The organism is Natrinema sp. SYSU A 869, assembly GCF_019879105.1.
GTDB lineage: Archaea > Halobacteriota > Halobacteria > Halobacteriales > Natrialbaceae > Natrinema.
The window spans coordinates 3,838,795-3,865,266 of record NZ_CP082249.1; the positions used below are offsets into that span (position 1 = coordinate 3,838,795).

Genomic DNA, 26,472 nt, shown 5'->3' on the forward strand with positions numbered 1-26,472 from the left:
AACTGGCTCGAGTTTCGGTTGAACAAGTTATTTACTATGCCAAACAGACTCGAACATACTACTTACTACAACCAACACACTTTGGCACTATGGCTAATACCCAGCCCCGAAAATATGGTGCTGGCGGCATACTACCGTCCAGACGGACACCAGTTGCCGCCGTGTCATCCCCTACCCCCACCCCGAACCACTCCCCCGGTTCGGTATCCCCCTTTCGCTTCTTGGTTCCGGGCCGTTCGAGCCTACTCCTCGTCCCGATCGACGTCGGACAGTCGTTCCGAGAGTCGATCGAACCGTTCCCGCGTCAACTCCCGACGCTCGCGTTCGACCTCCTCGCGATAGGTGGCCTCGAGTAGGGTTTCCTCGTCGACGGTTACCTCGAAGACTGCACCCTCGTGTCGGCCGTCCTCGGGCAGCGTCTCGATGGTGACGATCCGCTCGCCGATCACGTCCCCGTCCGCTTCGAGCAGGAGAACCGCTGTCTCCCCGTCGACGATACGGTCGAGAACCGCGGTGTGTGTTTCACTCATCGGGCATCGGGGTACGATACGTATGGCAGTGCCATCAATCAGTGGACCGCATCCGAGGGATACCCACCAACGTTTACGGGCCCCGCCGGTGGAGTCGTCACCGGAATGCTCGAGCTATATCAGGCCGAAGGCTGTCCACATTCCGGGAAGGTCCGAGAGAAACTTACCGACCTCGGCGTTTCCTACACCATCCATAACCCGCGACTGGTCAGCGGCGAGGTGCGCAACGAGCAGACCCACGCGGAACTGACGGAACTCGGCGGGCAGGATCAGATCCCGTATCTCATCGACACTGATCGGCAGGAGGCGCTCTACGAGAGCGACGATATCGTCGACTATCTCGAGGAACACTACGGCTAACGGCGGGAGCGAGGACCGCGGTACCGCTCTCGAGTACCGACGGACCGTCTCGGAGCGATATCGAGTCGGTCCCGTGATCGTCGTTGGCATCGGTTTCAGTGCCCTGTCTCTTGCGTGCCCGTCGCCGTCGACGAACCGGCACACCGTCTGGATGATGGTGAGAGGATGCTGGGGAACAGGACGGAGCCGGAGTTCGGAGCGCTACGCCAACTCGAGGGCGGTCCCGAGATCCGACTTAACGGTGTCGACCTTGCTGCGATCGTATAGCGCCGCGGCCGGGTGAAACGCCGGCACGACGGTCCGCCCCTCGCGCTCGAATTCCCGGCCGTGCAGGTCGGTGATCGTCTCGCCGGTCTCGAGTAGTTCGTCCGTCGCGAAACTCCCCAGCGGGACGAGCACGGCCGGATCGACGCGCTCGATCTCGGCCTCGAGGACCGGCCACCAGGCCTCGATCTCGTCGACGTGGGGATCGCGGTTCTCCGGCGGCCGCACCTTGACCAGGTTGGTGATGTACAGGTCCCGCCGGTCGTAGCCGATCGCCTCGAGCGCGCGGTCCAATTGTTGTCCGGCTTGTCCGACGAAGGGTTCGCCCTGATTGACCTCCTGCTTGCCCGGGGCCTCGCCGATGAGCATCACGTCTGCCGACAGCGGTCCGATGCCTGGAACGAATCGGTCGGGATCGAACTGGTCGTCCGGTACCGCCTCGAGCGCGTCCGCGAACACTGTCTTGAACTCCCAGTCAGTCGACGGCTGATCTGTCATCGCGGGGGGCTACGACCATCTTAAGGAAACACCTTTTCGCTGCGTATTCCGCCGTCTCATCCGATACATGACCGTACCAGCAGTCGAGTTCCAGTGTCGATCTCAACAGTCAGTCATCGACTTGAGCGGCGGCATACCAGGGTCGCCGACGTCTCGCCGACCGACCGCTCGCAACGCGTCGATCATCTCGACGCTACGAGTCCGTACCGCTCGAGTCCACACGAGACGGATCATCCGCGGGCATATGCATGCTGTATCGATTTCCCTCAACCAGGCGGAGGGTGAAGAACAGATGGCATTCAAACCGCCGGTCAAGTGTCCGATCTGCTGTGACGTGCTCGAACTCGACCGGACGCTCGAGGATCACCTCGTCGAGAACCACTCTCACGTCGAAGTCGCCCGCTACGTCGCCTCCCACTCCGACCAAGCCGATATTCAGCCGATCTCGGACTGAACAGCGCCGCAGTCGACTACGGTACGACCGCCCCGCGCGGTAGCGATCGATCGAATCTATCCGAACCGTCGGCCGACCGTCTCCCAGGAGACGCCGGTTCGGTGGTTCGTTACCGTCGTCTATCGGCAACGCGCTCCTCTCCGGTCTCCTGGCTCACAACCTCGTAGAGCAGCGCGCGCCCGCCGTCAGCGGTCGGCCGCAAGATTCGCCCGAGTCGCTGCGTGAACTCGCGTTCGCTGCCGCTGCCCGAGAGTACGATTGCGACGTTTGCATCGGGTACGTCGACGCCCTCGTCGAGCACGTTCGAGGTCGCGATCCGGGTGTAGGTCCCCTCGCGGAAGCGCTCCAAGATCTCCCGTCGCTCCGCGGCACCGGTCTGATGGGTGATCGTCGGGATCAGAAACCGCTCGCTGACGTCGTACGCGAGGTCGTTGTGGGCCGTAAAGACGATCGTCCGCTCGCCGCGATGGTCGTCGAGGATGTCCGTGAGCGCCTCGAGCTTGTTCTCACTGCCGAGCATGAGCTCTCGTGCGCGCTGGCGGGCGAGCAGTGCCTTGCGGGCCTCGGGGTCGTTGCCGGATCGCTTGACGAGTTCCTGGTAGTCCGAGCCGCTGCGCATGTCGATACCCGACTTCGCGAGGTAATCCGTGAAGATTTTCTGATTTCGCTCGTACTCCTCGCGCTCTTCGGGAGTGAGTGAGACCGCGAGTCGCTTAACGTCGTAGTTTGCGAGGTGATCGCCTGCGAGTTCGTCCACGTCGATCCGGTGGACCAGCGGTCCAACAATCTCCTCGACGACCTCGTGTGCCCCATCGGGCCGCTCGAACGTCGCGGTCAGCCCGAGCCGTGCCGGCACAGCGAGCAGCCGCGCGATCTCGCGATACCCCTCGCCGCCGAGGTGGTGGACCTCGTCGAAGACGACGCAACCGAACCGGTCGCCGACCGAATCCGCTTTGAGATACGCTGAATCGTACGTCGAGACGGTGATTGGCTCGAGGCGCTGTTCCCCGCCACCGAAGCGGCCGATCGGGTTTCCAAACTCGCGCTCGAGTTCGCGTTCCCACTGCTCGAGTAGGTCGATCGTCGGGACGACGACGAGCGTCGGGACCGAGAGCCGCTCGATCGCTTTCAACGCGATAACCGTCTTCCCGCTGCCGGTCGGGAGTTCGAGGACGCCGGCAGGCGCTCGCTCGACGGACTCGAGAGCGGGGCTGTCGGCCCACCGATCCGTTTCGAGCCAGGCCTCGAGCGCCGTCGCCTGATAGTCGCGGAGTTCGTACGCCGACCGGAGATCCGAGACGGACTCGAGGTCGAGGACGCGATCGTCGACCGCGGCCGCTGTCGTCAGTAGTGCTGCTCGCAGGTCGGCATATCTGCCGGCCGGGACGCGCCAGCCATCGGTCCGTGGATCAGCCTCGAGATCCGGGACCGACGTTCGGATCGACGACGGCGAGACGGATGTGTTCTCGAGGCCATCGATCCGAATCGTCCCGTCCTCATACCGGAGTTCGATCGTCGTTGATTCGTCGGCTGAAGCCCGCGTCACGGGACACAATCAGGGGAGGACGTACATATACGGTCGGATATTCGGCGGCTCGAGAAGGCTGTCGCAGCCGCTGACTGCCGTCGGTCGGCACCGACTCAGGGCAGCGTCCGTGGCGACTACTATAGTAGCCGCTGAAACGATTCACACACTGATCGCACAGCTGTCATTCGATCAGGTGTGCATTGACTTTCAGCGGCTACTATAGCGTGGCTTCACTTGCGTCGACTACCCGAGGACGATCGGCTTCGGGATAGGGTTCAGGTTGTCCGTCGCTGTCCGTGTTGATCGATTCTATCGCGTGAGGCTCCCGCCGTCTTCCGGCGGGCTACTCCCGTCATAGATGGTGGCGGTGGTTGCCGTAACGCCAATCATGATTGCTGGCACGGTATAACACACCGAACATGGTGGAGCCGACTGACCAATCCGACCCAGACACTGGACAGGTGTTCGAGTCGATTGAAGAGCGAGTCGATCAGCGGGACGACTGGGCACGCCGCCGTCGAAAAGAGCTTCCCACGGATAAGCAGTTACTCGTCATTGCGTGCATGGACGAACGAATCCCTGTCGAAGATGCACTCGGTATTTCCCTGGGTGACGCCCAAATATTCCGAAATGCCGGCGGGAAGGTGACTGACGATGTCATCCGAAGCGCCGCGCTGACCACGAACTTCTTCGACACGACGGAAATCATCGTCGTCAATCACACGGATTGCGGGATGATGAGCGCACTGGACGAGGCTGTCGCCGAAGGGCTCGAGGCCGCCGCTGGCGGTAGCCTCGACGATATCGATCTCAATCCCGCACTCCCCAGTTTAGATATTGGTGATGCCTCGATCGCCGAGTGGGTCTCGATGACCGACGACATTGATGAGGCGTGCCAGGCCCAAATCGACTATCTCGAGGACCATCCGCTTATACTGATGAACAGGCGCAATACCACGGCCTTCAGGCCGTGAATACGCGCCGTAAGCTTGATTGTTCGACCCCACTATACACCTCTTGTGCGCGGAGAACTGGCAGTTGACTCGGTGTTTGCCACGGCGCGAGCCGAAATCAAACAAGTGAGCCGACCGCGCCGACCGACACAAAACAAGACACCTCCGAGCCGTCAACGCGGTAGGAGTAACGGCTTCGTGGCAGAGCCAGCGCCGTCGGTCGCAAACCGTAGACTCCCAACCGTCAGGATTGACCTGCCCGGCCAACACCGGGTGGGAGGCCCGCGTCTTTAGGCGCGGGAGGATGTCACTCCAGACGAGGTCTCCGTCCACGGCTACATCTATGAAGTCGAAAGCGACGCCCTCCGCCGCCCTGGCGAACGGATATCTGAGCGGATCAACACGCGTGTCTCGGAATAACAGACGTCCATCCCGCGATTTCTGTCCTTGTCGATCTGTTCACGATAGTGACCGATATCCGCTCTTCGATGAGTGAGCGTCGAAGCGTGCTGAATTCCCGCTCCGTATTCATACTGTCGGACAGAACTAGTTGACTATCGATCGCTGAATTCGTCTGTCTCTAAAGTCGACGGACGATCTTTCGCAGTCGAATCTGCAGTGACCTCTGTCCGACAGTATCACTACGGCATACAGAGCCCCTCCGTAATGGGGACCATCCGCAGGAATCAGGAGGCATGTGTAGTGACCGCTCTGCTCAGCAACTTGATCACGGATCCGGGTACCTCAACCCTTTTATTACCGCTGTTCGTTGACTGGCATATGAGCGAAGACGAGGGCACGGACACGTCAGCCCAGGGTGTCCCGTCCGCGGAGGAATCCGACGACGGCGAGACGGCCGACGTGGATCCCGCGGCGTCGACGGATGGGGAATCGGAACCAACTCCGGAGTCAGACGACTCGAGAGCAGCATCTGCGAACGCGGACGTCGATACGTCCGAGGGAGCGGCTAACGCGGATCCAGATGTCGAGACGACTGCGGACACCGAGGACGCGCCCCGGGAAGCACCCGAAACGAGCGCGGACATCCAGCAGGTGCTCGATCGGGTTACGGAGTACGACGACGAACTCGCCCGCAAGGTCAGTTCCATCGTCGAGGAGGCCCGCGATCTCAACGGGACCGTCAAACACCAGCGCGAGGAACTCGAGGACCTCACGGAGCGCATTGAATCCCAGGCCGAGACCATCGGTGACCTTCAGGACGAACTGGACGAATACGAGCAGGCGATAGACGAACGCGACGCCCAACTCGAGGAGCACGAAGAGGAGATCGAGAACCTCGAGAGCCGGCTCAAGCGAAAGCAGGCGGACTTCCAGAACTACAAGAAACGCGCCAAGAAGCGCCAACAGCAGATGAAAGACCGCGCCACTGAGGACCTCGTCGAGCGGCTCATCGGCGTCCGAGACAACTTAAAGCGGGCACTCAAGGAGGACAGCGACGATGTCGAGACGCTCCAAGATGGCGTCGAGATGACGCTTCGGGAGTTCGACCGGATTCTCGAGGACGAGAACGTCTCCGAGATCGAGCCCGAACCCGGCACCGAGACCGATCCACAGCGTCACGAGGTCATGATGCAGGTCGACAGTGACCAGCCAGAGGGGACCGTCGCCGACGTCTACACGCCCGGCTACGAGATGGGTGACAAGGTCATTCAGAACGCTCAGGTGACGGTCTCGAACGGCGAACTCGCCGAGACCGACGGCGATGGCCCCGCAGAATCGGCCGGACAGGGCGACGAATCTGACAGTAACGAGACCGACGGGGCCGACGACGACTCGTCGGATGCCGACGCCGAGGACGGCGAAGCGATCGAACTCGGCGGCGAAGTTGACGACGACCGCGAGGACGCCCCAGCGGACGAAGCTGACGAGTAACGCGAACGGAATTTGTCGAGCCGTCGACGCTCGTGGCCCCGGCGACGGCTCGAGAGAGCACCGGATTGACACTGGTTTTCACTCTGATTCAACTGTCGCGAGCGCGGCTCTAGAGCGGCGTGCCCGGATTTTATTCGGCTCTGCTGCTCAGCTAGTAACCTTTAAAACAAAGTGCGCACAATACCCGTCCACGATGGCGAGCAACAAAATTCTCGGAATCGACCTGGGGACGACGAACAGCGCGTTCGCGGTGATGGAAGGTGGCGATCCGGAGATCATCGTTAACGCCGAAGGCGAGCGGACGACGCCCTCCGTCGTCGCCTTTACCGACGACGAGCGACTCGTCGGGAAACCGGCGAAGAACCAGGCGATTCAGAACCCCGAAAAGACGATTGCCTCGATCAAGCGCCACATCGGTGAGGATGACTATACCGTCGAGATCGAGGGCGAGGAGTATACGCCCGAAGAGATTTCGGCAATGATCCTCCAGAAGATCAAACGCGACGCCGAGGACTATCTCGGCGACGAGGTCGAGAAGGCTGTTATCACGGTCCCCGCCTACTTCTCCGACCGACAGCGCCAGGCGACCAAAGACGCCGGCGAGATCGCCGGCTTCGAGGTCGAGCGCATCATCAACGAGCCGACCGCTGCGTCGATGGCCTACGGCCTCGACGACGACTCCGACCAGACCGTGCTCGTCTATGACCTCGGTGGCGGCACCTTCGACGTCTCTATTCTCGATCTCGGCGGCGGCGTCTACGAGGTTGTCGCGACTAACGGTGACAACGACCTCGGTGGCGACGACTGGGACCAGGCCATCATCGACTGGCTCGCAGACGAGTTCGAAGCGGAACACGGCATCGACCTCCGCGACGATCGGCAGGCCCTCCAGCGGCTCAAAGACGCCGCCGAGGAGGCCAAGATCGAACTCAGTAGTCGAAAAGAGACCGAGATCAACCTGCCCTTCATCACGGCGACCGACGACGGCCCGATCCACTTAGAGGAGTCGATGACCCAGGCCAAGTTCGAGTCGCTCACGCAGGATCTGATCGACCGCACCGTCGAGCCGACCGAGCAGGCGCTCGAGGACGCGGGCTACGACGAGGACGGGATCGACGAAGTCCTCCTGGTCGGCGGTTCGACTCGGATGCCACAGGTCGCAGAGAAGGTCGAGGAGCTGACGGGCAAGGATCCCCAAAAGAACGTCAACCCCGACGAGGCTGTCTCGCTCGGGGCCGCGATTCAGGGCGGTGTCCTCGGCGGCGAGGTCGACGATATCGTTCTGCTGGACGTCACCCCGCTCTCGCTCGGTATCGAGGTCAAGGGCGGTCTCTTCGAGCGACTCATCGAGAAGAACACGACGATTCCGACCGAGGAGTCGAAGGTGTTCACTACCGCGGCGGCCAACCAGACCACGGTGCAGGTCCGGGTCTTCCAGGGTGAGCGCGAACTGGCCGAGGAGAACGAACTGCTCGGCGAGTTCCACCTGACCGGCATCCCGCCGGCCCCCGCGGGCACGCCACAGATCGAGGTCTCCTTCTCGATCGACGAGAACGGGATCGTCAACGTGAGTGCGGAGGACAAGGGCAGCGGCACCACCGAGGAGATCACCATCGAGGGCGGTGCCGGTCTCTCCGACGACCAGATCGAGGAGATGCAAGAAGAGGCCGAGAAACACGCCGAGGAAGACCAGCAAAAGCGCGCGCGCATCGAGGCTCGGAACGCCGCCGAGGCGACGATCCAGCGCGCCGAGACGCTGCTCGAGGAGAACGACGAGCAGGTCGACGACGATCTCCGCGCGGACATCGAGAGTGAAATCGAGGACTTAGAGGAGACGATCGACGACGATGATGCCGACGCCGAGGACATCGAGTCCGCGACCGAGGCCCTGAGCGAGGAACTCCAGGAGATCGGCAAGCAGATCTACCAGGAAGCCGATGCCGCGGATGCCGGTGCCGCCGGTGGCGCAGCGGGTGCTGGAGCGGCAGGTGCTGGCGGTGCGGCCGGTGCAGGTGCGGGCCCCGGTGGCATGGGCGGCGGTCCGAACCCCGGTCCCGACGCCAGCGCTGCCGGTGACGAGGACGAGGAGTTCGTCGACGCCGACTTCGAGGACGTCGACTTCGACGAGGACGAAGACGACGAGTAACGGGTCTTCGGCCCGTCAGACGATGCGGAAACAGTGAAGACGGAGACGGTACGGCTGCGGTTGGGGGTGTAAGCACAGTACCCGCGAGCGAACGGAGTGAGCGAGCGGTCTTTTAGCGTAGATTTTTGCGCCGAGCGGTTCCGAACGAAGTGAGGAATCCCGAGGCGGAAAAAGGTACGTCTGGAACGTTCGTTTCAAGTGTCTCAACCGAGTATCGGGTGAACAACGAATGAGCGAGGACTTCTATGACGTTCTCGACGTGAGCCCAGACGCGTCTGCCGAAGAGATCAAACAGGCGTATCGGTCGAAGGCCACCGAGTACCACCCAGACGTCAGCGACGACCCCAATGCCGAGGAGAAGTTTAAGAAGATCCAGAAGGCAAAGCAGGTGCTGACCGACGAGGAGAAGCGCGACGCCTACGATCGGATGGGTCACGACCGCTACGAACAAGCCGAAAAACACGGCTTCGACGCCAGCGAATCCGGCGGTGCCGGCGGAATGGGCGGTGGCCCGTTCGGCGGCATGGGCGGTGGCGGAATGGGCGGCGGTATGGGTGGCGGCGGTCTCGGCGACCTCTTCGAACAGGTCTTCAGCGGCGGTGGTGGCGGTGGACGTGGCCGTCGTCGGCCCCGCAAAGGGCGAGACCTGCGAACCGAACTCGAGATCGATCTCGAGGAGGCCTACGACGGCGCGGAAAAACAGTTCACCGTCGACCGTCCCGAGGAATGTGATGTCTGTGCGGGCGAGGGCCATCCGCCGGAGGCGGACGCCGAGACCTGTCCGCAGTGTCAGGGCCGCGGGCAGGTGACCCAGGTCCAGCAGACGCCGCTCGGTCGCGTCCAGCAGACGACGGCCTGTCCCCGTTGTGAGGGCGAGGGGACGCTGTACTCCGAGACCTGCGGCGAGTGTCGCGGTGAGGGCTACGTCCGAAACGAGGCGACGCTGACTGTCGAAGTCCCGGCCGGCATTCAGGAAGGCCAGACTCTCCGGATGGAAGGCGAAGGTGCGCCCAGCCCCGAGGGCGGTCCACACGGTGACCTGCTGATCGACGTTTCGATCCGCGAGCACGAGGAGTTCGAACGCGAGGGCGACGACCTCCAGTACCGGCTACCGGTCTCATTCCCCCAGGCCACGTTCGGCGACACCGTGGAAGTCCCGACGCTCGAGGGCGCAGCCGAGTTCGAGATCCCGACGGGGACCCAGAGCGGCGAGACCTTCCGGCTCAAGGGGAAGGGGATGCCGCGTCTGCGCGGCCGCGGTCAGGGTGACCTCTACGTGCAGGTCCGGGTCGTCACCCCCGAGAGTCTCAACGAGGAGCAACGCGAGGCGCTCGAGGCGTTCGCCGAAGCCGGCGGCGACGAGATCGAGGTGAAGGAAGGATTCTTCGAGAAGATCAAGCGGGCGTTTTAACGAGCGAAACAGTTCTCGATAGCGGACGGGGCGTTACCTCGTCGATAAGTATGGGGCACGCCCTCGGAGTCATCGTCGATGGACATCGCTCGAACGTACCGGTCGACGAACCAGATGCGCAAGCTACTCCGGTCGGAACGACAGACCGGATCGTCGTTCGACCTCTCACCCCGGCGGCGGCTCCGGCTGTATCGCCGCGGCTTCTGAGTAAGTCCGGCGTGCTCTACGACTTCGAGTCGAACAATCCCAACGCATACCTCTCGGACTACCAACGGTTCGTCGGGACGAAACGGATCAACGGCCACTGGAACGCGCTGATCGACAACAAACTCGCCTTCCACCGGGTGCTCGGCGAGTTTCCCGACCACCGACCGGCGGTGTACGGACTGCTCGCTGACGGGCGCTTCCACACGTTCGATCCCGCCGACGAGCAGGCAGCGCTGACTGACGGGGGGATCGAACTCGAGCACTCATCCGAGACGATGACCGGGCCGCCGACTGGGACGCCGATCGACTGGATCGACGAGACCCTCTCGGAGGGAGACCGGCTCGTGTTGAAGTGGTTCAGCGGCGGCGGCGGGAACAACGTTCACTTCCTCGAGCGAGCTGACGGTGAGTACCTGTTCGACGGCGAGCCGACGACCGAGTCCGATCTCGCCGAGACGCTCGCGGGCCTCGAGAACTACCTCGTCTGCGAGTTCGTCGAACAGGCCGACTACGCGGCCGAGTTGTTCCCCGACGCGGCGAACACGCTCCGGGTCCTGACGATGTACGACGAACGGGAAGGGGAGGCGTTTATCCCGATCGCGATTCACCGGATCGGAACGCAGGACTCCGCGCCAGTGGACAACTTCTCGAACGGCGGGCTAAGTGCCCTGATTGACCGCGAGACCGGCAGTCTCGGTGAAGGTGCCGAGTATCCCCACGACGGGGCCGTCGACTGGCACGAAACCCACCCTGGGACCGGCGCTCGCATCGAGGGGACGACGATTCCGGGCTGGGAAGGGATTCGCGATCGGCTGCTCGAGATCGCAGAAACGCTCTCTCACGTCCCCTATGTCGGCTGGGATCTGGTCGTCACCGACGAGGGTGAGTTCCAGATCATCGAGGCCAACAGCTATCCGGGCGTCGCCTCGTTACAGGTTCACCGACCGCTGCTGGCCGATGCCCGAACGCGACGATTCTACCGGAATCACGGCGTCCTCTAAGCCGGAGGGGGTTGTATTTGATCGGGCGACTGTCACGGAAACACCCAATACAGGTTTCACGAGTGACAGCGTACACTAGCGTGGTACTATCATGCAAGGGAATCAAATCCTGCTCCTCGCCGGTGACTTCGTCGAGGACTACGAGATCATGGTCCCGTTTCAGGCGCTCGAGATGGTCGGCCACGAGGTCCACGCCGTCTGCCCCGAGAAGGAGGCCGGCGACACCTGTCCGACCGCAATTCACGACTTCGAGGGCGACCAGACCTATACCGAGAAGCCGGGGCACAATTTCGAACTGAATCATGACTTCGACGCCGTCGACCCGTCTGAGTACGACGCGCTGGTCGTGCCGGGCGGTCGCGCACCCGAGTATCTCCGGACCTACGACGAGGTCCTCGAGTACGTTCGCCACTTCTTCGAGGCGGACAAACCCGTCGCGGCGCTGTGTCACGGCGTTCAGATCCTCGCCGCCGCGGACGTCCTCGAGGGTCGGACCTGTACGGGCTATCCGGCACTCGAGACGGACGTACGGATTTCTGGCGGCGACTGGGCCGAGGAAGTCACGCGCGACGGCAACCTCGTGACGGGGCAGGCGTGGCCGGACCATCCCGAGTGGCTCGCCGAATTCCTCGAGTGTCTCGGGACGGACATCGACCACGCCGAACCGGCGACCGCGGACGACTGAACTGGCGGCCGCGAATGACCGCCCGCGAGTCCCGTCGTATGGCGGCTCACGACGGTGACACCGGCGACGCGAGTCGGCGCGCTTTTTCCGCCCCGGTCCCCAGTCTCGAGTATGAACGCAGCGACGGTCGACGACCTGCTCACCCGTGAGCTCCGCGACGATCGGATCGGACTCGTCGACGCGACGGGCCGGGAGTACGACTACCACTGGCTGTGTACGACCGCCTGGAAGGCCGGCAACTTCCTGCGCCATGCGGGCGTTCGCAACGGCGTTACCGTCGGTGTCGTTGGTGACGGCCCCCTCGCACTGCTCGCCTTCTTCGGCACGACATTGCTCGAGGGGACCACCCGGTTCGAGCCGCCGACCGATCTCACTGACGAGGACGACTTCCGGACCCTCGTCGCAGCTGTCGATGAACTCGAGGGCTACGAGTTACCACGGGGCGCACAGCGCGTCGGCTACGGTGACGAACCCGACGCACCGGGCGTCCACCACTTCGACGCGGGCCTCTGGAGCGAGAACCCCTCGTTCCCCCCGCTGTCAATCGACCCCGAGACGATCATCCTGACCGACGGCGATCGGACCGTCACGCACGAGGGAGTGCTTGAAGCCGCACGCGAGGTCGTCACAGAGACCGATCTCGAGGCGGACGATCGCGTTGTCGTTCGCGCGCCGCTGTCGGACCCTCGGACCGTCGCGGCTGGCGTGATCGCGCCGTTGCTGGCCAGAGGCGTGATCGTGCTTCCGGACAACGCAGACGAGAGTGGGGACGAACGAGGGACCTATGCCGTCTCGAGCGCATCCGTCGAGTCGGTTCCCGAACCGAATCGGATCGACCTCGACGCGGTGTCGCTCCCCTGACGGCGGCCGGTTCTCGCCGATTTCCACAGTCCCGATCAGAGCTCTCGGTACAGCAGCCCGTCGACGGCGGGTCCCGACAGAACCTCGCCATCGTGGGTGAACCGCGAGCCGTGGCAGGGGCAGTCCCATGTCTCCTCAGCGTCGTTCCACCGGACGAGACAGCCCATGTGCGGACAGGTGGCTGAGACGGCGTGGGTCGTCCCGTCTTCGTCGCGGTAGAGGCCCACTGGCTGGCTCGCGCGCCGGACGACGCGCGCGTCGCCGCGAGGAAGGTCAGCCGTCTCGTCGCTTCCGAGCGACGCCAGCAGCGACTTGATTCGGTCGCCGACGAAACTGCCGCCGACTTTGGCGTTTTCCTCGAGGAAACTCTTCGCTGACGCGCCGGGCGTGAGCCGCTGGGGATCGAACACGTCGGCCCAGGGGTTCGATCCCTCAACGATCAGATCGGCGAGGATCATCCCCGCAGCGGTGCCGTTCGTCATCCCCCAGCCTTTGAACCCGGTGCCGACGTAGACGTTCTCGGCCAGCGGATCGATCCGTCCGATGAAGGGCACGTGATCGACCGGCGAGTAGTCCATCGTCGACCAGCGGTATTCGATCGATTCAACATCGAAGTGCTCGCGAGCGAACGCCTCGCAGCGCCGATACCGCTCGGAGGTCGGTACGCCGTCGACGCTCGGCTTGTGGCTCTGTCCGCCGACGATCAGGAGTTCCTCGTCCTCGTCGTCTGTGCTCCCCTCAGTTACCGGATACCGCCGTATCGTCGCCGGGGGCGAGGCGGTGTTGTAGTACATCCCCTCCGGGGGCGTCCCGTCGATGCGGACCGCGAGCAGGTACGCGCGGTGGGGATGCATCCGCGCGAAGTAGCCGGCGCGGTCGAAAACGGGGAAGTGTGTCGCGACGACGACGTCGTCGGCGACGACATCACCGCGTTCCGTTTCGACGCGACACGGGGAGCCGGGCTCGATATCGAGCGCGCGCGTCTCCTCGAACACGTAGCTGTCGTCGCCGTGAATTTGTTCTGCGATCGAAAGGAGGTACTTCCGCGGGTGAAACGCCGCCTGTTCGTCGAATCGGACCGCACCGTCGACGTCGTAGGGAAGCGGGGTTTCTTCGACGTACGAGGCGGGGAGCCCGAGTCGTTGGGCCGCGTCGACCTCGTCGCGGACCTGCGAGATGTCGTCGGCCGAGGCCGCGTAGGTGTAGGCTTCCGTGCGCTGGAAGTCGCAGTCGATGCTCCCGTCTTCGACGCGCCGCTCGACTTCGTCGATCGCCGCCTCGTTCGCTTCGGCGTACTGTCTCGCCTTCCCCGCTCCGAACTGGGAAACGAGCGTGTCGTAGAGCAGCCCATGCTGGGAGGTGAGTTTGGCCGTCGTGTGGCCAGTGGTGCTCTCGACGATCCGATCCAACTCGAGGACCGCGACGGTCCGACCGGCCTCTTGCAGATTGATCGCCGCGCTCAATCCAGTGATGCCCCCGCCGATGACCGCGACATCGACGTCAAGGCCGCCCTCGAAGGGGTCGTAGTCGGTCGTCGGGGTCGTAGCGAGCCACAGCGACTCCTGTCGCGGGGAGTCCGATTCGAGTGTGTTATCGTCCGACATTGGGATCAGCGAGTCGTGCTATCCACACTCGAGGAAAAAGGGGTCGGGGGTGATCGATACCGACGGCAACGCTCTCGAGACAGGCAGTGACTCGAGACAGTCACGCTCCCCGTCGGAATTGTTTATCCTGCCGTTCGTGGTCGCTTCGGCTATGCCAGACGTCGCAATCGTCGGCGGCGGTGCCGCCGGCCTGAGCGCAGCGCTGTTCACCGCGAAGAACGGCCTCGAGACGGTCGTCTTCGACACTGACGAGACGTGGATGCACAAGGCCCACCTGTTCAACTACCCCGGAATTCGAAGCATCAGCGGGAGCGAGCTCATGGAACTCATGCGTGGCCAGGTCCGCGACCGCGGTGCCGACGTGCGCGTCGGCGAGGAAGTGACCGATGTCGATCCAGGCGACGACGGGTTCCGAGTCGAAACCGACGATGGCGAGTACGACGCCGACTACGTCGTGCTCGCGACCGGTGCCGATCGCTCCATGGCCGAGGACCTCGCGGTCGAGTTCGACGACGACGGCACCGTTGACGTCGACCTGGACACGGAGACGAGCATCGACGACCTGTACGCGACGGGTGCGATGGTCCGGGACGAGGAGTGGCAGGCCGTCATCGCCGCGGGCGACGGCGCGTCGGCGGCGCTGGACATCCTCAGCAAGGAGAAGGGCGAGCACTTCCACGATTTCGACGTGCCCGACGACGTGCCGTGATCGAACGGAGCGAGCGGCGGAACCGATTCGGATTTCGTCCGCATTCGAACGGTGAAAACGGCCGACAGCGCCACGCCTGCGTGTTCGGGGGGTGTGACTAAGCGACTACTCGGTGATAGTTCATCTATGGTAATGAACGATCTTCACCAGCTGTTCGTCCACAAGCTCGCACAACAGTACTACATCGAACAGGAACTCGTCGAGACGCTCGACGAGATGGCTCGAAACACGACCAACGACCGGATGAGCCAGGGCTTTGCCGACCACCGCGACGAGACTCAAACGCAGATCCAGCGCCTCGAGGACGTCTTCGCGGCGCTCGACCGACCCGCGGAAGCGCGAGACTGCGCCATCCTCGACGGCCTCGAGGAAGACCGGCGCGAACTCGAGGCCGAGATCGAAGACGACGAGATGTTGAACATGGTCTACCTAAATGCGGGGATGATGACCGAGCGCGTCGAGATGACGGCCTATGAGGGGCTGACGACGATCGCGGAACAGCTCGAACTCGGCAACGACGTCCAGCGACCGCTCGAGTCGAACTACGACGAGGAGAAATCCGCCTTCCGCGAACTCGAGACGCTGGCGACGGCGAAGGATATGAAGTCGCTGTGGGATCGGCTGACGCCGTCGTAAGCTGTGTTACGTACCGATACCGGGGATCTCCCCGGTTCTCATCCCTACGTGAGCGCCGGCACTGGACACGGTTCGCGAGCGCTCGTAGTCATTCCGGGCATTGGTGACGCGATGTTTTCCGGAGCGTATCCGCCGTTTTCGGGCTGGGCACTCGCGACGTACTTCGCTCGCTACCTCGACGAGTATACCGTGTACCTGCTCAGCCGGCAGCGCGGACTTCCGGCGGGGTATGACGCGGACGACGCCGTCGCGACCCACCGCCGAGCGCTCGAGTCGATCGCGGACGAAAGCAAGGCAATCGACGTCATCGGCATTTCGATGGGCGGGCTGATCGGCCAAGAACTGGCCCGCTGGCGCCCCGAACTGGTCGGCCACCTCGTACTCGCGAACAGCGGCTGTCGCCTCGACGCCGACGCTCACTCGACGATCCGTCGCTTCGAAAAATATGCCCGAGAGCACGATTGGGCGTCGATCAGATCGGCGCTCGCTGCCGCGATGTTCTCGGACGGCCGCGCAGTCACGTACCCGCTAACCGTCCAGACCGTCGGTCGATTTCTCCAGCCACGACCCGCCGACCCCGCCGACGTATGGCGGTCGCTCGAGTTCATCCTCGAGTTCGATAGCTGCGATCGCCTCGACGAGATCGAGCGGCCGACGCTCGTATTCGGCGGCGACCGCGATCCGTTCTTCACGCCATCGATCGCGCGCGAGACCGCAGATCGGATCCCCGACGGAGAGCTGACGCTCGTGCCAGGCGCGAAACACGCCGCCTTCCACGAACGAAAACTGACGTTCGATTCACGGGTTCGCTCGTTCCTCGAGCGCTAATCGTTCTTCTCGGCGCTGTCGATCAGTTCTGATCGTTCCGCGAGCCAGTCGTAGACCCGCGGCCAGCCGTCCTCGTGGGCCTCGACCGAGACCGAGAGTCCCACGTGACTAACCGGGTGGCCATGGAAGATACCTGTATACGAAGACGGACGACTGTCAGCCGTCTCCCTGCACTGTTCACGCGATTTCGACCGGACATCGGCGAGCAGTTCGCTCACGCTCTCGGCGGCGAGCAGCGGCCTGCGGGCCGTGTAGCATGCTCTCCGAAAATACCTCTAACACCGCTCTGTGGCCCGTTTCTGTCCTCTCACTCGCATTCGCAGCGTGATCGGTCACCGCAACAGCATTATACTCTTCGAGTGAATATCCCTCGGCAATGATGTACGAGGCGGTCCTGTTCGACTTCGACGGGGTCGTGGTCGAGACCCCGTCGTCCAAGCGGCTCTCCGACGCCCTCGGCCGAACGTACGAGAAACTCGACCGGTCCGGGCCGGCCGCCGAGACGCTTCAGGAACTCATGTGCGGCGACTTCGAGTCGATCGCCGACCGCTGTCACGGCCTCGGTATCGAAACGGACGTGTTCTGTGCCCAGGCCGCCCGCGAGATGGTCCGCACCCAACGCGAAGAGGTAGAACGCGGGTTGCGGTCGGCATACGACGATGTCACCGCGGTGCGGTCGCTCGACCGGCCACTCGGCATCGTCAGCGACAACCACCCAACCGTCGTCTCGACGCTACTCGATCGGTTCGGGCTCCGATCGCTGTTCGAGACCATATATGGCTGTCCGTTGACCCCCGACGGGCTATCCCGACGGAAGCCCGATCCGACGAACATCGAGGCCGCGATGGACTCCCTCGAGGCGGACGACGCGCTGTACGTCGGCGACCGAGCCGTCGACATCCGGGCGGCCGACAACGCGGGCATCGATTCAGTGTTGCTCTCGCGGTCCGGGGACGGAGGGATCGACGAGGACGTGGACCCGACCTACCGCCTCCCGTCGCTCTCAGGGCTTCCCTCGGTCCTCGAGTGAGCGGATCGACTCTCGGTACCGGCGAGAGAGGGCTGACCCGACAGTGCGAATGAGGGCCCCATGGCAGATTCGTGGCCGCGCTTTTTCCGCCCGCTCGCCGTACTCGGCGTATGGAACCCGACGACACCTGGACGACCCTCCGTCAGCAGTGCGAGACCCTCGAGCCGGGTGCCGAACTGGTGACGCCCGTCTCCGAGCGCCCGTTCGAGATCGAACAGGCCGATGACGACCGGATCGTCGTCCGGTTCGGCGACAGTGGCGAGACGCGGCCGCTCTGGCGCGAACAGTTCGTCGTCTTCCTCGAGCAACTCAACGAGGGGGCGGTCTCTATCGAGCACCTCCAGCCGGGCGTCGAGCCGTACGCGAGCGTCGTGACGCTCGCCGACGAGTACACCGCCGACGAGGAGATGATCAGCTACGATCCCGACGCTGGCGGCGGCGAGAGCCCGTTTCTCGTTCCCCCGGCGGCCGCGCGGGACCAGCCAGAACGGGTCCACGACGACGCCCTGTTGCTGGCGGCACTGCTCGAGGCCCTCGACACCGACGATCCCGCGGCCCTCGACACCGACTCGCTGACCGATCTCTACGTGCTCGCGTCGGACGTCCAACACGGCTCCAATCGAGTCCGTCGATCGGCTCGGGACCCCCTGCTCGAGCGACTCGGTCCCGACCAGGAGCTCCACGGGCGGTACGGCACCGTCCGGCGGACGACGCGGGAGCGTCGCAAGCCAAAGGACGCGGAGACAATCTTCGCCGCCCTCGACGACTACGGGATCCCCCGCGAGTGGGTCACGGGCGTCGACCGAGACAAGGTAGACGTCGTCCTCGCGGTGACCGACCTCGAGGAGAGCGAGGTCTACGACGTCGATGAGGACGTCTATGTCCAGAAGACCGGCGTCGACGAGGACGAGAAGTACTCACGACTGCAGGGGATCGCCGATCGGATCGACGACCTCGAGGGCACCGAGGGCGAGGACCTACGGGAGGAACTCGACGACATCGAGAACCGGATCGAAGAGGCGCTGTCCGCCGGGTAGCCGCTCGACGGGCTGTCGCCGATCATATCACCGACAGCGTTTGTGACGCCACTGCCATCGTACGGCTCGATCCGCTATAGTGCTCGATCCGCTATAGTGGCTGTCCAGTTACAGGGGAACACATACGACGGCTCTCCGGCAGAGAACCGGACGCATGGCGACTATCGAGACCGTCCTCTCGTCGATTTTCAGTACGATTCCCGAGCTCCACTCCGGCCAGCTCGGACTGCTTTCGGGCGTTCTCGTCGGCATCCTCTACTGGCACGGGTACCGCCGGTCATCACTCGCTCTCCTCACTGGGTTCTATCTGTTAGCACTCGGTATTGCGCCCGTTCCCACGAGGGGACTGATCGTGGTTCAGTCGAAACCGTGGTACTTCTGCTCGTTTCTGCTCCTCACCTCGCTCAGTGCGATTAGCGGATACGCCGTCTGGGGGCGGGTGGCACGCTCGAGTCGACTTCGAACCCGGCGGTCGGACAGCAGACGATCGGACAGCGGACGATCGGACAGCGGGCCGTCAGACTGGTAGCCACGAGTAGTCCGCCTCAGCAGTGACTCGCTCGTTCGATATTCGTTTCAGTCGTCCGTCCGTAGCCCGGATCGAGAACGAATGCGCACTCGTCGACGCGGAACCGGAACGCGCCTCCTGATGGCGCTGATCGGCTGCCTGCTACTGCTGTGGTATCTCGGGCTGGCAGCGCTCAGCTACTGGGCGCTGTCCGTGCTCCGGATTTCCGCACCCGGCCCCGCGACGACGCTTCTAGTGGTCGCCGGGATCGGTCTCATCGGCGGCTATCTGAGCTACCTGTTTGGGACGAAACAGTTGCTATCGAGGCTCGATGCGGTCGAATTGCCGCGATCGCACGCGCCCGGATTCTACCGGCGACTCGACGACCTCGAGTCGCGAATGGGCGTCGACTCGCCAACCGTCGTGATCGCGCGACTGCCGATGCCCAACGCCTTTGCGCTGGGCAGTCGACGCGACGGCGTCGTCGTGCTCGATCGGTCGCTCTTTGGGCTCCTGTCGCTCGACGAACTCGAGGCGCTCGTGGCGCACGAACTCGCCCATCTCGAGCGCTACGACGCGTTCGTGCAGACGCTCGCCTACAGCGTCTTCCGGACCGTGGCCGGACTCGTCTTCCTGCTACTGACGCCACTGCTGTTACCGATCGCGGGGGTCGCTCGAGCGATCGCGTGGATCCGTGGTGACCCACAGTCGTGGTCGCGGACGGCCCTCGGCCGACTACTGAAGCTCATCGAAGGCGGCGTCGTAGTCTGCTTTCTCCTCGTGACACTGGTCGTCCGAGCCCACTCGCGACGGCGGGAGTACGCCGCCGACGATCGGGCCGCCGCCGTCACCGGACGGCCGGTCGCGCTCGCCCGCGCGCTCTGGACGATCCAATGCACCGCGGAACCGTCGGCGGGGTTGCTCGCTCCCCTGTACGTTCACACCGATGACGACGAGACGTGGCAGCGGTTGCTCTCGACGCACCCCTCGACGGATGACCGGATCGAGCGGTTGCTCGAACGGGCGCGAACCGCCCGCAGTCGGACTCGAGAACGGTAAGCCGTGGCGGTGTTCGGCTCCTACTGCATGCCGGTCCAGCCGCAATCGACGCACGTGTACGAGCCGTCATCGGCGACGGTGATCTCAAGCAGACGACAGTGAGCGCCACGAGTCTCGCCGTCTGCGACGATCCGTTTCGACGACTGGAATCGTCTCGCTCGAGGTCGGCAGGGACGGATGACAGGTCGGACAGACGCGTCGGATCCGTCTATGGGTCATCGTTTCGGTCCGGGCTCGATGCGTGAGGTGTCGAACTCCCTCGTCGCCACGACGATCACATTCGGCTGTTGTGTGATATGTGCTAACATTCGTATTGAAAAGACTTGCCCATATGAGCTATTACGTGGAGAGCATCCCTCTAACACAGGTATAATAGATTTATAACGGGTTTGTAAACTGTCGGACAGAACTAGTTGACTATCGATCGCTGAATTCGTCCGTCTCTACAGTCGACAGACGATCGTTCGCGATCGACTCTGCAGTGACTTCTGTCCGACAGTATAAGTGACACATAAGCTGATTTAGCACGTATATATGTCTGGATGTCCAGAGTATTTTCGAACGAATTGGAGACGCCGCAAACTATAGTAGCCACTGAAAGTCACTGCACACCTGATCGCATGAAAGCTGTGCGATCAGTGTGTAAATCGTTCCAGCGGCTACTATAATGGCAGCGTGATACTGAACGAAATACTGGCAATCCACAAACGCTTTTGGCTTCACACCTCCTATGTCGACCTATGTACGTGCGGGACGCGAAAAACAGGGAAGAGGTCTGGTTGCTGGATCACATCGAGTCGATGGGACTCGACGAGACGGCGTTTCGCTCCCGTGACTACGTCGTCGCAATCGACGAGGAGTCCGGCGAGAAGGCCGGTTTCGGCCGCATTCGGATTCACAAGACCGACGAGGACTCAGCGAATGTCTGCGAACTGACCAGTATCGGCGTCCTCGAGGGCTGGCGCGGGCAGGGCGTCGGAGCCCACATCATCGAACGGCTCGTGGAGTACGCCAGCGACGAGGGATTCGATACCGTCTACGTCCTGACCAGCGAGGGTGCCTACCTCGCTCAGTTCGGCTTCCAGCGGATCGAGGAGTCCAACCTGCCGGCGGCCCTTCGGGAGCGCCTCGAGGACAAGCGTGAAGGGGTCGATCCCGACGCAGTGCCCTTGGCGATCGATGTCGCGGAGTTCCGAATGCCCGAGGAGCTCCGAGAAGCGTTCAAGCGCGCTCCTGAAGGACGCGACGAGGCAGACGACGAGGAGTCCCCCGAGGACTTCGGCATCGATCCGGACTCGGCGACGTACAAGTACGATACGGGTCGGTAGATGACAGCGATGGGAACGAGACGCCGGCTCGAGTCACCGATTCGATCCCGGGCCGGCGGGTCGCTCGTCGAAGCCGTGTCGGAACGCGACCCAGCCGATCCCAGAGAGAAACAGCATCGGCGGGAGGACGGCGAACGCCCACAGCGGGTCCAGCCCCCAGCGGAGCAAGAGTCCGAGATTCACCAGCCCGATCGCGAGAAACGGCGCGACGTAGCGGGCCGCTCGGCGACGATCGCCCGTCTCGTCGGTCGACAACGGCGACTCCGACGGCTCGCTGGACATATCCGAGCCGTCAACCCCGCGAGACATAAGCAGTTGTGCCGATTCCGAGAACACTCATGAACGCGAACCGATCCGATTCGACGGCCGACCGTACCGATTCCGGCGACAGCGAGTCCGATGCCAGCGATACCACCGCGGACGAGGAGATTCCCGTCTGGCTCGTCGAGCGAACGTACGGTGACGACGAACTCAACCTCATCATCCTCGTCTACGCCACTGAGGACGGCCAGCGGTACCACCGTCGCGAGCGCGCGTTGACCAGCTTTACCGGCCCCGCTCGAGAAACGAGTGCCGGCTTACGCGTCTCACCCGATGCGCTTGGGACCGTCGACGATCCGACGACTCGGGAGCGCTACGCGGAGGAAGCATCGCGGATGGCGGAGCAACATGATCCGGCCGACAGCGTCTAGAAACTCGAATGACCATCGACTTGGCCGCGGACGCTTGACGTGTTCATCAAAGTTCAAGCCCCGGCCGGTCCACGATAACTATAATGTTCGATCCCGACGAACTCGAGGAGATCCGTGCCAGCAAGGAGGAGTGGCACGAGGCGAAAGTCGAACCGGTGCTCGATCGGTTCGGTGAGCGCAAGGAAACGTTCACAACCGATACGGGCGGTCAGGAGGTCGATCGGCTCTATACGCCCGACGATGTGGGCGATCTCGACTACGAGGAGGATCTGGGTAATCCGGGCGAACCGCCGTACACGCGCGGCGTCTACTCAACGGGGTACCGCGGTCGGCTCTGGACGATGCGCCAGTACGCCGGCTTCTCGACGCCGGAGGACACCAACGAGCGCTATCACTACCTGCTCGACGAGGGGCAGACCGGGCTCTCGATGGCCTTCGACCTGCCGACTCAGATGGGGTACGACTCCGACGCCTCCATGGCCGCAGGCGAGGTGGGGAAGGCCGGCGTCGCGATCGACTCGCTCTCCGACATGGAGACCGTCTTCGATGGTATTCCGCTGGACGAGGTCTCCACGTCGATGACGATCAACGCGCCGGCGTCGGTGCTGCTGGCGATGTACATCGCGGTCGGGGACCAGCAGGGTGTCGACCGGGAGGAACTTCGGGGGACGATCCAGAACGATATCCTGAAGGAATACATCGCACGCAATACCTACATCTACCCGCCGGAATCGTCGATGCGGATCATCACCGACATCTTCGAGTTCTGCGCCGAGGAAACGCCCAAATTCAACACCATCTCGATCTCGGGCTATCACATCCGCGAGGCCGGCTCGACGGCCGCACAGGAACTCGCCTTCACGCTGGGAGACGGGATCGAATACGTCGAGACGGCGATCGAGGCCGGCCTCGACGTCGACGATTTCGCGCCACAGCTCTCTTTCTTCTTCAACGGCCACAACAACATCTTCGAGGAGGTCGCCAAGTTCCGTGCGGCCCGCCGGATGTGGCACGACATCATCGACGAGCGCTTCGATGCGGATGATCCGAAGTCCAAACAGCTCAAGTTCCACACCCAGACCGCTGGCTCGATGCTGACCGCCCAGCAGATCGAGAACAACGTCGTCCGCGTCGCCTACCAGGCGTTGGCGGCCGTCCTCGGCGGCACCCAGAGTCTGCATACGAACGGGAAAGACGAGGCACTTGCCCTGCCGACCGAGGAGTCCGTCCGGACGGCGCTACGGACCCAGCAGATCCTCGGCCACGAGTCCGGCGCTGCTGACACAATCGACCCGCTCGCAGGCAGTTACTACGTCGAATCCCTAACTGACGACGTCGAGGAAGAGGCCTACGAGATCATGGACGAGGTCGACGACCGCGGCGGCATGCTCGAGGCCGTCGAGCAACAGTGGGTCCAGCGCCAGATTCAGGACACGGCCTTCGACCGACAGAAGGAGATCGAGGACAAAGAGCGGATCATCGTCGGCGTTAACGAGTTCGAAGTCGACGAAGACCCACAGATGGACGTCGAGGGAGTCACCGAGGAAGACCAGCAGCGCCAGATCGATAGCCTCGAGGGGACCCGCGAGGAGCGCGACGACGAGGCGGTCGATGCGGCCCTCGAGGCGCTTCGCGACGCGGCACGGAGCGACCAGAATCTGATGCCGTACATTATCGACGCGGTCAAAGCGTACGCGACGGTCGGCGAGATCTGTAACGTTATGCGCGACGAGTTCGGGGAATACCAGCCCGGCGGCGCGATGTGAGCGACTGAACGCCAAATTTGTTCGGATAATACCGTCGATTCCGCTCGCATAATCCGATATTACACCCGCTCCCGTCCAGCGATTCGAAGACAACTCGCTATTGAGAAGGGAATTCGGGGGAACGGTCGGACCTGTTTATCCTCATATCGGGAGACGGCGCTGTCGTGAGCACAACATGAGCGAGCAACCCGACGAGCAATCGACCCCGATAACAGAGTCGTCCGACAACTATCCATCGGCATCCCGCCGTCGCGTGTTACAGGCCGCTGTAGCCGCGGGCGGAGTCGTCGGTCTGGGCAACATTGCACTCGCTCAGGAGACTCAGACGATAGAACTCGGCGGCGAAACAAGCGGTTGGCAAGGCGTCGCACCCGACGCCATCGCGGGCGAGACGAACCCGACGCTGGAACTCGAAGAGGGGACCACGTACGAAGTCACGTGGGAGAATCTCGACGGTGCTGCGCACAACTTCGTCATCGTCGATAGCGAGGGTGGGGAACTCGAGCGGACGGAGCTCATGAGTGAGCAGGGCGAGACCCAGACGCTCGAGTTCGAGGCGACGAGCGAGATGGCGGAGTACTACTGTGAACCGCACCGGGCGACGATGCGAGGGGATATCTCGATCGGCGGCGGCAACGGAGGTGGGGCACAAGAGGAGCCGGCAGACGGCCAAGCACAGGGTTTCTTCCAGTCGGGGACGGAAATCGGCGTCCAGACCATCGCGGAGGGAATGACCGCGCCGACGGATATGGCGGTCGCCGACGAGGATCAGAATCGCTACTTCGTCACTGACCAGACTGGCGAGCTCTGGGTCGTCACCGACGACGGGCTACAGGACGAGCCGTTCCTCGACGTCAGCGATCGGCTGGTCGAGCTCGGGACGTTCGCAGGCGACTATGCCGACCAGAACCAGGACTACGACGAGCGAGGGCTGCTTGGGATCGAGTTCCACCCCGAGTTCTCGGAGAACGGACAGTTCTATGTCCACTACAGCGCACCGCCGAACGATGAGACGCCGGATGGCTGGAGCCACGTTGAAGTCGTCTCCGAGTTCCAGGCGACCGACGATATGAGTCAGGGCGATCCCGAGTCGGAGCGAGTCCTGATGGAGTTCCAGAAGCCCCAGTACAACCACGACTCCGGGCCGATGGCGTTCGGGCCCGACGGCTACCTCTACGTTCCGATGGGCGACGGTGGCGGCGCGAACGACAATATGGAGGGCCACGTCGACGACTGGTACGATGGCAACGAAGGTGGGAACGGGCAGGACGTCAGCGAAAATCTGTTGGGAAGCGTTCTTCGCGTCGACGTCGACAGTGAGGGTGAGGACCAGCCGTACGGGATTCCCGAGGACAATCCGCTGGTCGATTCTGACGAGGGGCTCGACGAACACTACGCGTGGGGCTTCCGTAACCCGTTCGGCATCTCGTTCGACAGCGAGGACCGACTGTTCGTCGCCGATGCCGGTCAGGACTTGTTCGAAGAAGCAAACACCGTCGAGTCGGGCGGCAACTACGGCTGGAACGTCAAGGAAGGAACCCACTGCTTCAGCACGGACAGCCCGAGCCAGCCGCCGGAGGACTGTCCGGACTCGGCTCCCGATGAGCCGCCGTACGACGGCCAGGAGCTTCAGGACCCGATCGTCGAGTATCCACACATCTACCAAGAGGAAATGGTCGGTATCGTGATCGTCGGCGGTCACGTCTACGAAGCCGGGCAGGTCGGGGGTCTGGATGGAAAGTACATTTTCGGTGACTGGACGTCCGATCCGTCCCGCGAAGAGCCGGCAGGCCGACTCCTCGCCGCCTCGGATTCCGACGGTGGCGGGGCCGAACCGATGGATGGCGAGGGCGGCGGGAACGAGACGGCCGACATGAACGAGACAGCCGGTGGGAACGAAACGACCGACATGAACGAGACAGCCGGTGGGAACGAAACGGTCGACATGAACGAGACAGCCGGTGGGAACGAAACAACCGCCGGAAACGAAACGGCACCCGACGCGGGCGGAGGGGGCGAGGAACAGGTGGTCCCGCGAGATGATCTCTGGGACATGGAAGAACTGCAGGTCGCGGGCACCGAAGATGGATCCTTCCCCTACTTCGTCCGAATGTTCGGCCAGGACGACGAGGGGAACGTGTACGTGCTCGCAAACCGGGAAGGAACTCCGACGGGTGACACGGGTACAGTCATGCAGATCGTCCCACCGGGCGAGGGAGACTCCCTCTCGATGCCCGGCGGAGGCGGCGAAGCCGCCCCCGAGGAGCAGGAAACCGACGAGAACGCGACGGAAGACACTCAGGACGAGCCGATCGACGAGGGCAACGAGACCGCGGACAACGAAACCGAGATGAACGACAACGCAACCGACGACAACGCGACCGACGGCGCGTAACAGCTCGAGTCTCCACCCTCGAGTGGAACGCGATTCACTCGTGCTATCGGCGATTTTCCGTGCCATCGACGGGTTTGGCGACTTGCACT

25 protein-coding genes are annotated in these 26,472 nt (G+C 63.2%); 20 read left to right on the top strand and 5 right to left on the bottom strand.

Annotated elements, in window-relative coordinates:
- Positions 1–242 precede the first annotated feature (242 nt).
- Positions 243–530 (bottom strand): DUF3006 family protein, encoded by a 288-nt coding sequence (locus K6I40_RS27185; RefSeq protein WP_222918500.1) that lies wholly within the window; start codon positions 528–530, stop codon positions 243–245.
- 105 nt (positions 531–635) lie between these two features.
- Here K6I40_RS27185 and K6I40_RS27190 point away from each other — a divergent pair, with 105 nt between their 5' ends.
- Positions 636–890 carry a glutathione S-transferase N-terminal domain-containing protein gene (locus K6I40_RS27190; protein WP_222918501.1) on the top strand — a complete coding sequence of 85 codons (255 nt, stop codon included), beginning with the start codon at positions 636–638 and terminating at the stop codon, positions 888–890.
- 201 nt (positions 891–1,091) lie between these two features.
- On the opposite strand, the gene K6I40_RS27195 is transcribed toward K6I40_RS27190, so the two are convergent.
- Entirely contained in the window at positions 1,092–1,652 is a 561-nt protein-coding gene (locus tag K6I40_RS27195) for a uracil-DNA glycosylase (protein ID WP_222918502.1), read from the bottom strand.
- A 67-nt stretch (positions 1,653–1,719) separates the two neighbouring features.
- On the opposite strand from K6I40_RS27195, the gene K6I40_RS27200 reads away from it, so the two are divergent.
- Positions 1,720–2,106: a hypothetical protein gene (locus K6I40_RS27200; protein WP_222920486.1), complete on the top strand. Its 387-nt coding sequence runs from the start codon at positions 1,720–1,722 to the stop codon at positions 2,104–2,106.
- A 109-nt stretch (positions 2,107–2,215) separates the two neighbouring features.
- Here K6I40_RS27200 and K6I40_RS27205 read toward each other — a convergent pair whose 3' ends face one another.
- On the bottom strand, positions 2,216–3,652 hold the full coding sequence (locus tag K6I40_RS27205; RefSeq protein WP_222918503.1) for a DEAD/DEAH box helicase family protein: 1,437 nt from the start codon (positions 3,650–3,652) through the stop codon (positions 2,216–2,218).
- Between the two features lie 401 nt (positions 3,653–4,053).
- Between K6I40_RS27205 and K6I40_RS27210 the strand changes: the two genes are divergently transcribed.
- The 7 genes from K6I40_RS27210 to K6I40_RS27240 all read left to right on the top strand — a co-directional run bounded on the left by K6I40_RS27210 (position 4,054) and on the right by K6I40_RS27240 (position 12,791).
- Entirely contained in the window at positions 4,054–4,608 is a 555-nt protein-coding gene (locus tag K6I40_RS27210) for a carbonic anhydrase (protein ID WP_222918504.1), read from the top strand.
- A 759-nt stretch (positions 4,609–5,367) separates the two neighbouring features.
- Positions 5,368–6,480, top strand: coding sequence for a nucleotide exchange factor GrpE (grpE, locus tag K6I40_RS27215; protein ID WP_222918505.1), 1,113 nt, complete (start codon positions 5,368–5,370; stop codon positions 6,478–6,480).
- Positions 6,481–6,673: 193 nt separating this feature from the next.
- Positions 6,674–8,626: a molecular chaperone DnaK gene (gene dnaK / locus K6I40_RS27220; RefSeq protein ID WP_222918506.1), complete on the top strand. Its 1,953-nt coding sequence runs from the start codon at positions 6,674–6,676 to the stop codon at positions 8,624–8,626.
- Positions 8,627–8,855: 229 nt separating this feature from the next.
- Positions 8,856–10,037, top strand: coding sequence for a molecular chaperone DnaJ (gene dnaJ / locus K6I40_RS27225; protein ID WP_222918507.1), 1,182 nt, complete (start codon positions 8,856–8,858; stop codon positions 10,035–10,037).
- A 50-nt stretch (positions 10,038–10,087) separates the two neighbouring features.
- Complete coding sequence (locus K6I40_RS27230) at positions 10,088–11,245, top strand: sugar-transfer associated ATP-grasp domain-containing protein (RefSeq protein WP_345779424.1); 1,158 nt, start codon at positions 10,088–10,090, stop codon at positions 11,243–11,245.
- Positions 11,246–11,336: 91 nt separating this feature from the next.
- Entirely contained in the window at positions 11,337–11,930 is a 594-nt protein-coding gene (locus tag K6I40_RS27235; protein ID WP_222918508.1) for a DJ-1/PfpI family protein, read from the top strand.
- Positions 11,931–12,041: 111 nt separating this feature from the next.
- Positions 12,042–12,791 (top strand): hypothetical protein, encoded by a 750-nt coding sequence (locus K6I40_RS27240; protein ID WP_222918509.1) that lies wholly within the window; start codon positions 12,042–12,044, stop codon positions 12,789–12,791.
- 35 nt (positions 12,792–12,826) lie between these two features.
- On the opposite strand, the gene K6I40_RS27245 is transcribed toward K6I40_RS27240, so the two are convergent.
- Positions 12,827–14,395 carry an FAD-dependent oxidoreductase gene (locus tag K6I40_RS27245; RefSeq protein ID WP_222918510.1) on the bottom strand — a complete coding sequence of 523 codons (1,569 nt, stop codon included), beginning with the start codon at positions 14,393–14,395 and terminating at the stop codon, positions 12,827–12,829.
- 151 nt (positions 14,396–14,546) lie between these two features.
- Between K6I40_RS27245 and K6I40_RS27250 the strand changes: the two genes are divergently transcribed.
- The 8 genes from K6I40_RS27250 to K6I40_RS27285 all read left to right on the top strand — a co-directional run bounded on the left by K6I40_RS27250 (position 14,547) and on the right by K6I40_RS27285 (position 21,530).
- On the top strand, positions 14,547–15,104 hold the full coding sequence (locus K6I40_RS27250) for an FAD-dependent oxidoreductase (RefSeq protein ID WP_222918511.1): 558 nt from the start codon (positions 14,547–14,549) through the stop codon (positions 15,102–15,104).
- Positions 15,105–15,236: 132 nt separating this feature from the next.
- Entirely contained in the window at positions 15,237–15,740 is a 504-nt protein-coding gene (locus tag K6I40_RS27255) for a DUF892 family protein (protein ID WP_222918512.1), read from the top strand.
- A gap of 48 nt (positions 15,741–15,788) precedes the next feature.
- A complete protein-coding gene (locus K6I40_RS27260; RefSeq protein WP_222918513.1) occupies positions 15,789–16,568 on the top strand; it encodes an alpha/beta hydrolase in 780 nt (259 codons plus the stop codon).
- Positions 16,569–16,944: 376 nt separating this feature from the next.
- Positions 16,945–17,598 carry an HAD family hydrolase gene (locus K6I40_RS27265; protein ID WP_222918514.1) on the top strand — a complete coding sequence of 218 codons (654 nt, stop codon included), beginning with the start codon at positions 16,945–16,947 and terminating at the stop codon, positions 17,596–17,598.
- Between the two features lie 110 nt (positions 17,599–17,708).
- Positions 17,709–18,635 (top strand): hypothetical protein, encoded by a 927-nt coding sequence (locus tag K6I40_RS27270; RefSeq protein WP_222918515.1) that lies wholly within the window; start codon positions 17,709–17,711, stop codon positions 18,633–18,635.
- A gap of 154 nt (positions 18,636–18,789) precedes the next feature.
- On the top strand, positions 18,790–19,164 hold the full coding sequence (locus K6I40_RS27275; protein ID WP_222918516.1) for a hypothetical protein: 375 nt from the start codon (positions 18,790–18,792) through the stop codon (positions 19,162–19,164).
- 120 nt (positions 19,165–19,284) lie between these two features.
- Positions 19,285–20,202: a M48 family metalloprotease gene (locus tag K6I40_RS27280; RefSeq protein WP_222920471.1), complete on the top strand. Its 918-nt coding sequence runs from the start codon at positions 19,285–19,287 to the stop codon at positions 20,200–20,202.
- A 740-nt stretch (positions 20,203–20,942) separates the two neighbouring features.
- Complete coding sequence (locus K6I40_RS27285; protein ID WP_222918517.1) at positions 20,943–21,530, top strand: GNAT family N-acetyltransferase; 588 nt, start codon at positions 20,943–20,945, stop codon at positions 21,528–21,530.
- A gap of 33 nt (positions 21,531–21,563) precedes the next feature.
- Here the strand turns inward: K6I40_RS27285 and K6I40_RS27290 are convergent, their stop codons facing one another.
- Entirely contained in the window at positions 21,564–21,812 is a 249-nt protein-coding gene (locus tag K6I40_RS27290; RefSeq protein WP_222918518.1) for a hypothetical protein, read from the bottom strand.
- Between the two features lie 56 nt (positions 21,813–21,868).
- On the opposite strand from K6I40_RS27290, the gene K6I40_RS27295 reads away from it, so the two are divergent.
- The 3 genes from K6I40_RS27295 to K6I40_RS27305 all read left to right on the top strand — a co-directional run bounded on the left by K6I40_RS27295 (position 21,869) and on the right by K6I40_RS27305 (position 26,383).
- Positions 21,869–22,222 (top strand): hypothetical protein, encoded by a 354-nt coding sequence (locus K6I40_RS27295; RefSeq protein ID WP_222918519.1) that lies wholly within the window; start codon positions 21,869–21,871, stop codon positions 22,220–22,222.
- An 83-nt stretch (positions 22,223–22,305) separates the two neighbouring features.
- Positions 22,306–23,988, top strand: a complete 1,683-nt coding sequence (locus tag K6I40_RS27300; protein WP_222918520.1) for a methylmalonyl-CoA mutase family protein — start codon at positions 22,306–22,308, stop codon at positions 23,986–23,988.
- Positions 23,989–24,163: 175 nt separating this feature from the next.
- On the top strand, positions 24,164–26,383 hold the full coding sequence (locus K6I40_RS27305; protein WP_222918521.1) for a PQQ-dependent sugar dehydrogenase: 2,220 nt from the start codon (positions 24,164–24,166) through the stop codon (positions 26,381–26,383).
- The last annotated feature ends 89 nt before the right edge of the window (positions 26,384–26,472 follow it).

What these genes read in the sequence shown, in the direction of transcription:
- dnaJ (WP_222918507.1), top strand. Translation starts at nt 8,856, where the DNA reads ATGAGCGAGGACTTCTATGACGTTCTCGACGTGAGCCCAGACGCGTCT.
- K6I40_RS27195 (WP_222918502.1), bottom strand. Translation starts at nt 1,652, where the DNA reads ATGACAGATCAGCCGTCGACTGACTGGGAGTTCAAGACAGTGTTCGCG.
- K6I40_RS27285 (WP_222918517.1), top strand. Translation starts at nt 20,943, where the DNA reads ATGTACGTGCGGGACGCGAAAAACAGGGAAGAGGTCTGGTTGCTGGAT.
- K6I40_RS27250 (WP_222918511.1), top strand. Translation starts at nt 14,547, where the DNA reads ATGCCAGACGTCGCAATCGTCGGCGGCGGTGCCGCCGGCCTGAGCGCA.
- K6I40_RS27200 (WP_222920486.1), top strand. Translation starts at nt 1,720, where the DNA reads ATGACCGTACCAGCAGTCGAGTTCCAGTGTCGATCTCAACAGTCAGTC.
- grpE (WP_222918505.1), top strand. Translation starts at nt 5,368, where the DNA reads ATGAGCGAAGACGAGGGCACGGACACGTCAGCCCAGGGTGTCCCGTCC.
- K6I40_RS27270 (WP_222918515.1), top strand. Translation starts at nt 17,709, where the DNA reads ATGGAACCCGACGACACCTGGACGACCCTCCGTCAGCAGTGCGAGACC.
- K6I40_RS27245 (WP_222918510.1), bottom strand. Translation starts at nt 14,395, where the DNA reads ATGTCGGACGATAACACACTCGAATCGGACTCCCCGCGACAGGAGTCG.
- K6I40_RS27235 (WP_222918508.1), top strand. Translation starts at nt 11,337, where the DNA reads ATGCAAGGGAATCAAATCCTGCTCCTCGCCGGTGACTTCGTCGAGGAC.
- K6I40_RS27305 (WP_222918521.1), top strand. Translation starts at nt 24,164, where the DNA reads ATGAGCGAGCAACCCGACGAGCAATCGACCCCGATAACAGAGTCGTCC.
- K6I40_RS27280 (WP_222920471.1), top strand. Translation starts at nt 19,285, where the DNA reads ATGGCGCTGATCGGCTGCCTGCTACTGCTGTGGTATCTCGGGCTGGCA.
- K6I40_RS27265 (WP_222918514.1), top strand. Translation starts at nt 16,945, where the DNA reads ATGATGTACGAGGCGGTCCTGTTCGACTTCGACGGGGTCGTGGTCGAG.
- K6I40_RS27255 (WP_222918512.1), top strand. Translation starts at nt 15,237, where the DNA reads ATGAACGATCTTCACCAGCTGTTCGTCCACAAGCTCGCACAACAGTAC.
- K6I40_RS27295 (WP_222918519.1), top strand. Translation starts at nt 21,869, where the DNA reads ATGAACGCGAACCGATCCGATTCGACGGCCGACCGTACCGATTCCGGC.
- K6I40_RS27290 (WP_222918518.1), bottom strand. Translation starts at nt 21,812, where the DNA reads ATGTCCAGCGAGCCGTCGGAGTCGCCGTTGTCGACCGACGAGACGGGC.
- K6I40_RS27190 (WP_222918501.1), top strand. Translation starts at nt 636, where the DNA reads ATGCTCGAGCTATATCAGGCCGAAGGCTGTCCACATTCCGGGAAGGTC.
- K6I40_RS27275 (WP_222918516.1), top strand. Translation starts at nt 18,790, where the DNA reads ATGGCGACTATCGAGACCGTCCTCTCGTCGATTTTCAGTACGATTCCC.
- K6I40_RS27240 (WP_222918509.1), top strand. Translation starts at nt 12,042, where the DNA reads ATGAACGCAGCGACGGTCGACGACCTGCTCACCCGTGAGCTCCGCGAC.
- dnaK (WP_222918506.1), top strand. Translation starts at nt 6,674, where the DNA reads ATGGCGAGCAACAAAATTCTCGGAATCGACCTGGGGACGACGAACAGC.
- K6I40_RS27210 (WP_222918504.1), top strand. Translation starts at nt 4,054, where the DNA reads ATGGTGGAGCCGACTGACCAATCCGACCCAGACACTGGACAGGTGTTC.
- K6I40_RS27230 (WP_345779424.1), top strand. Translation starts at nt 10,088, where the DNA reads ATGGGGCACGCCCTCGGAGTCATCGTCGATGGACATCGCTCGAACGTA.
- K6I40_RS27300 (WP_222918520.1), top strand. Translation starts at nt 22,306, where the DNA reads ATGTTCGATCCCGACGAACTCGAGGAGATCCGTGCCAGCAAGGAGGAG.
- K6I40_RS27185 (WP_222918500.1), bottom strand. Translation starts at nt 530, where the DNA reads ATGAGTGAAACACACACCGCGGTTCTCGACCGTATCGTCGACGGGGAG.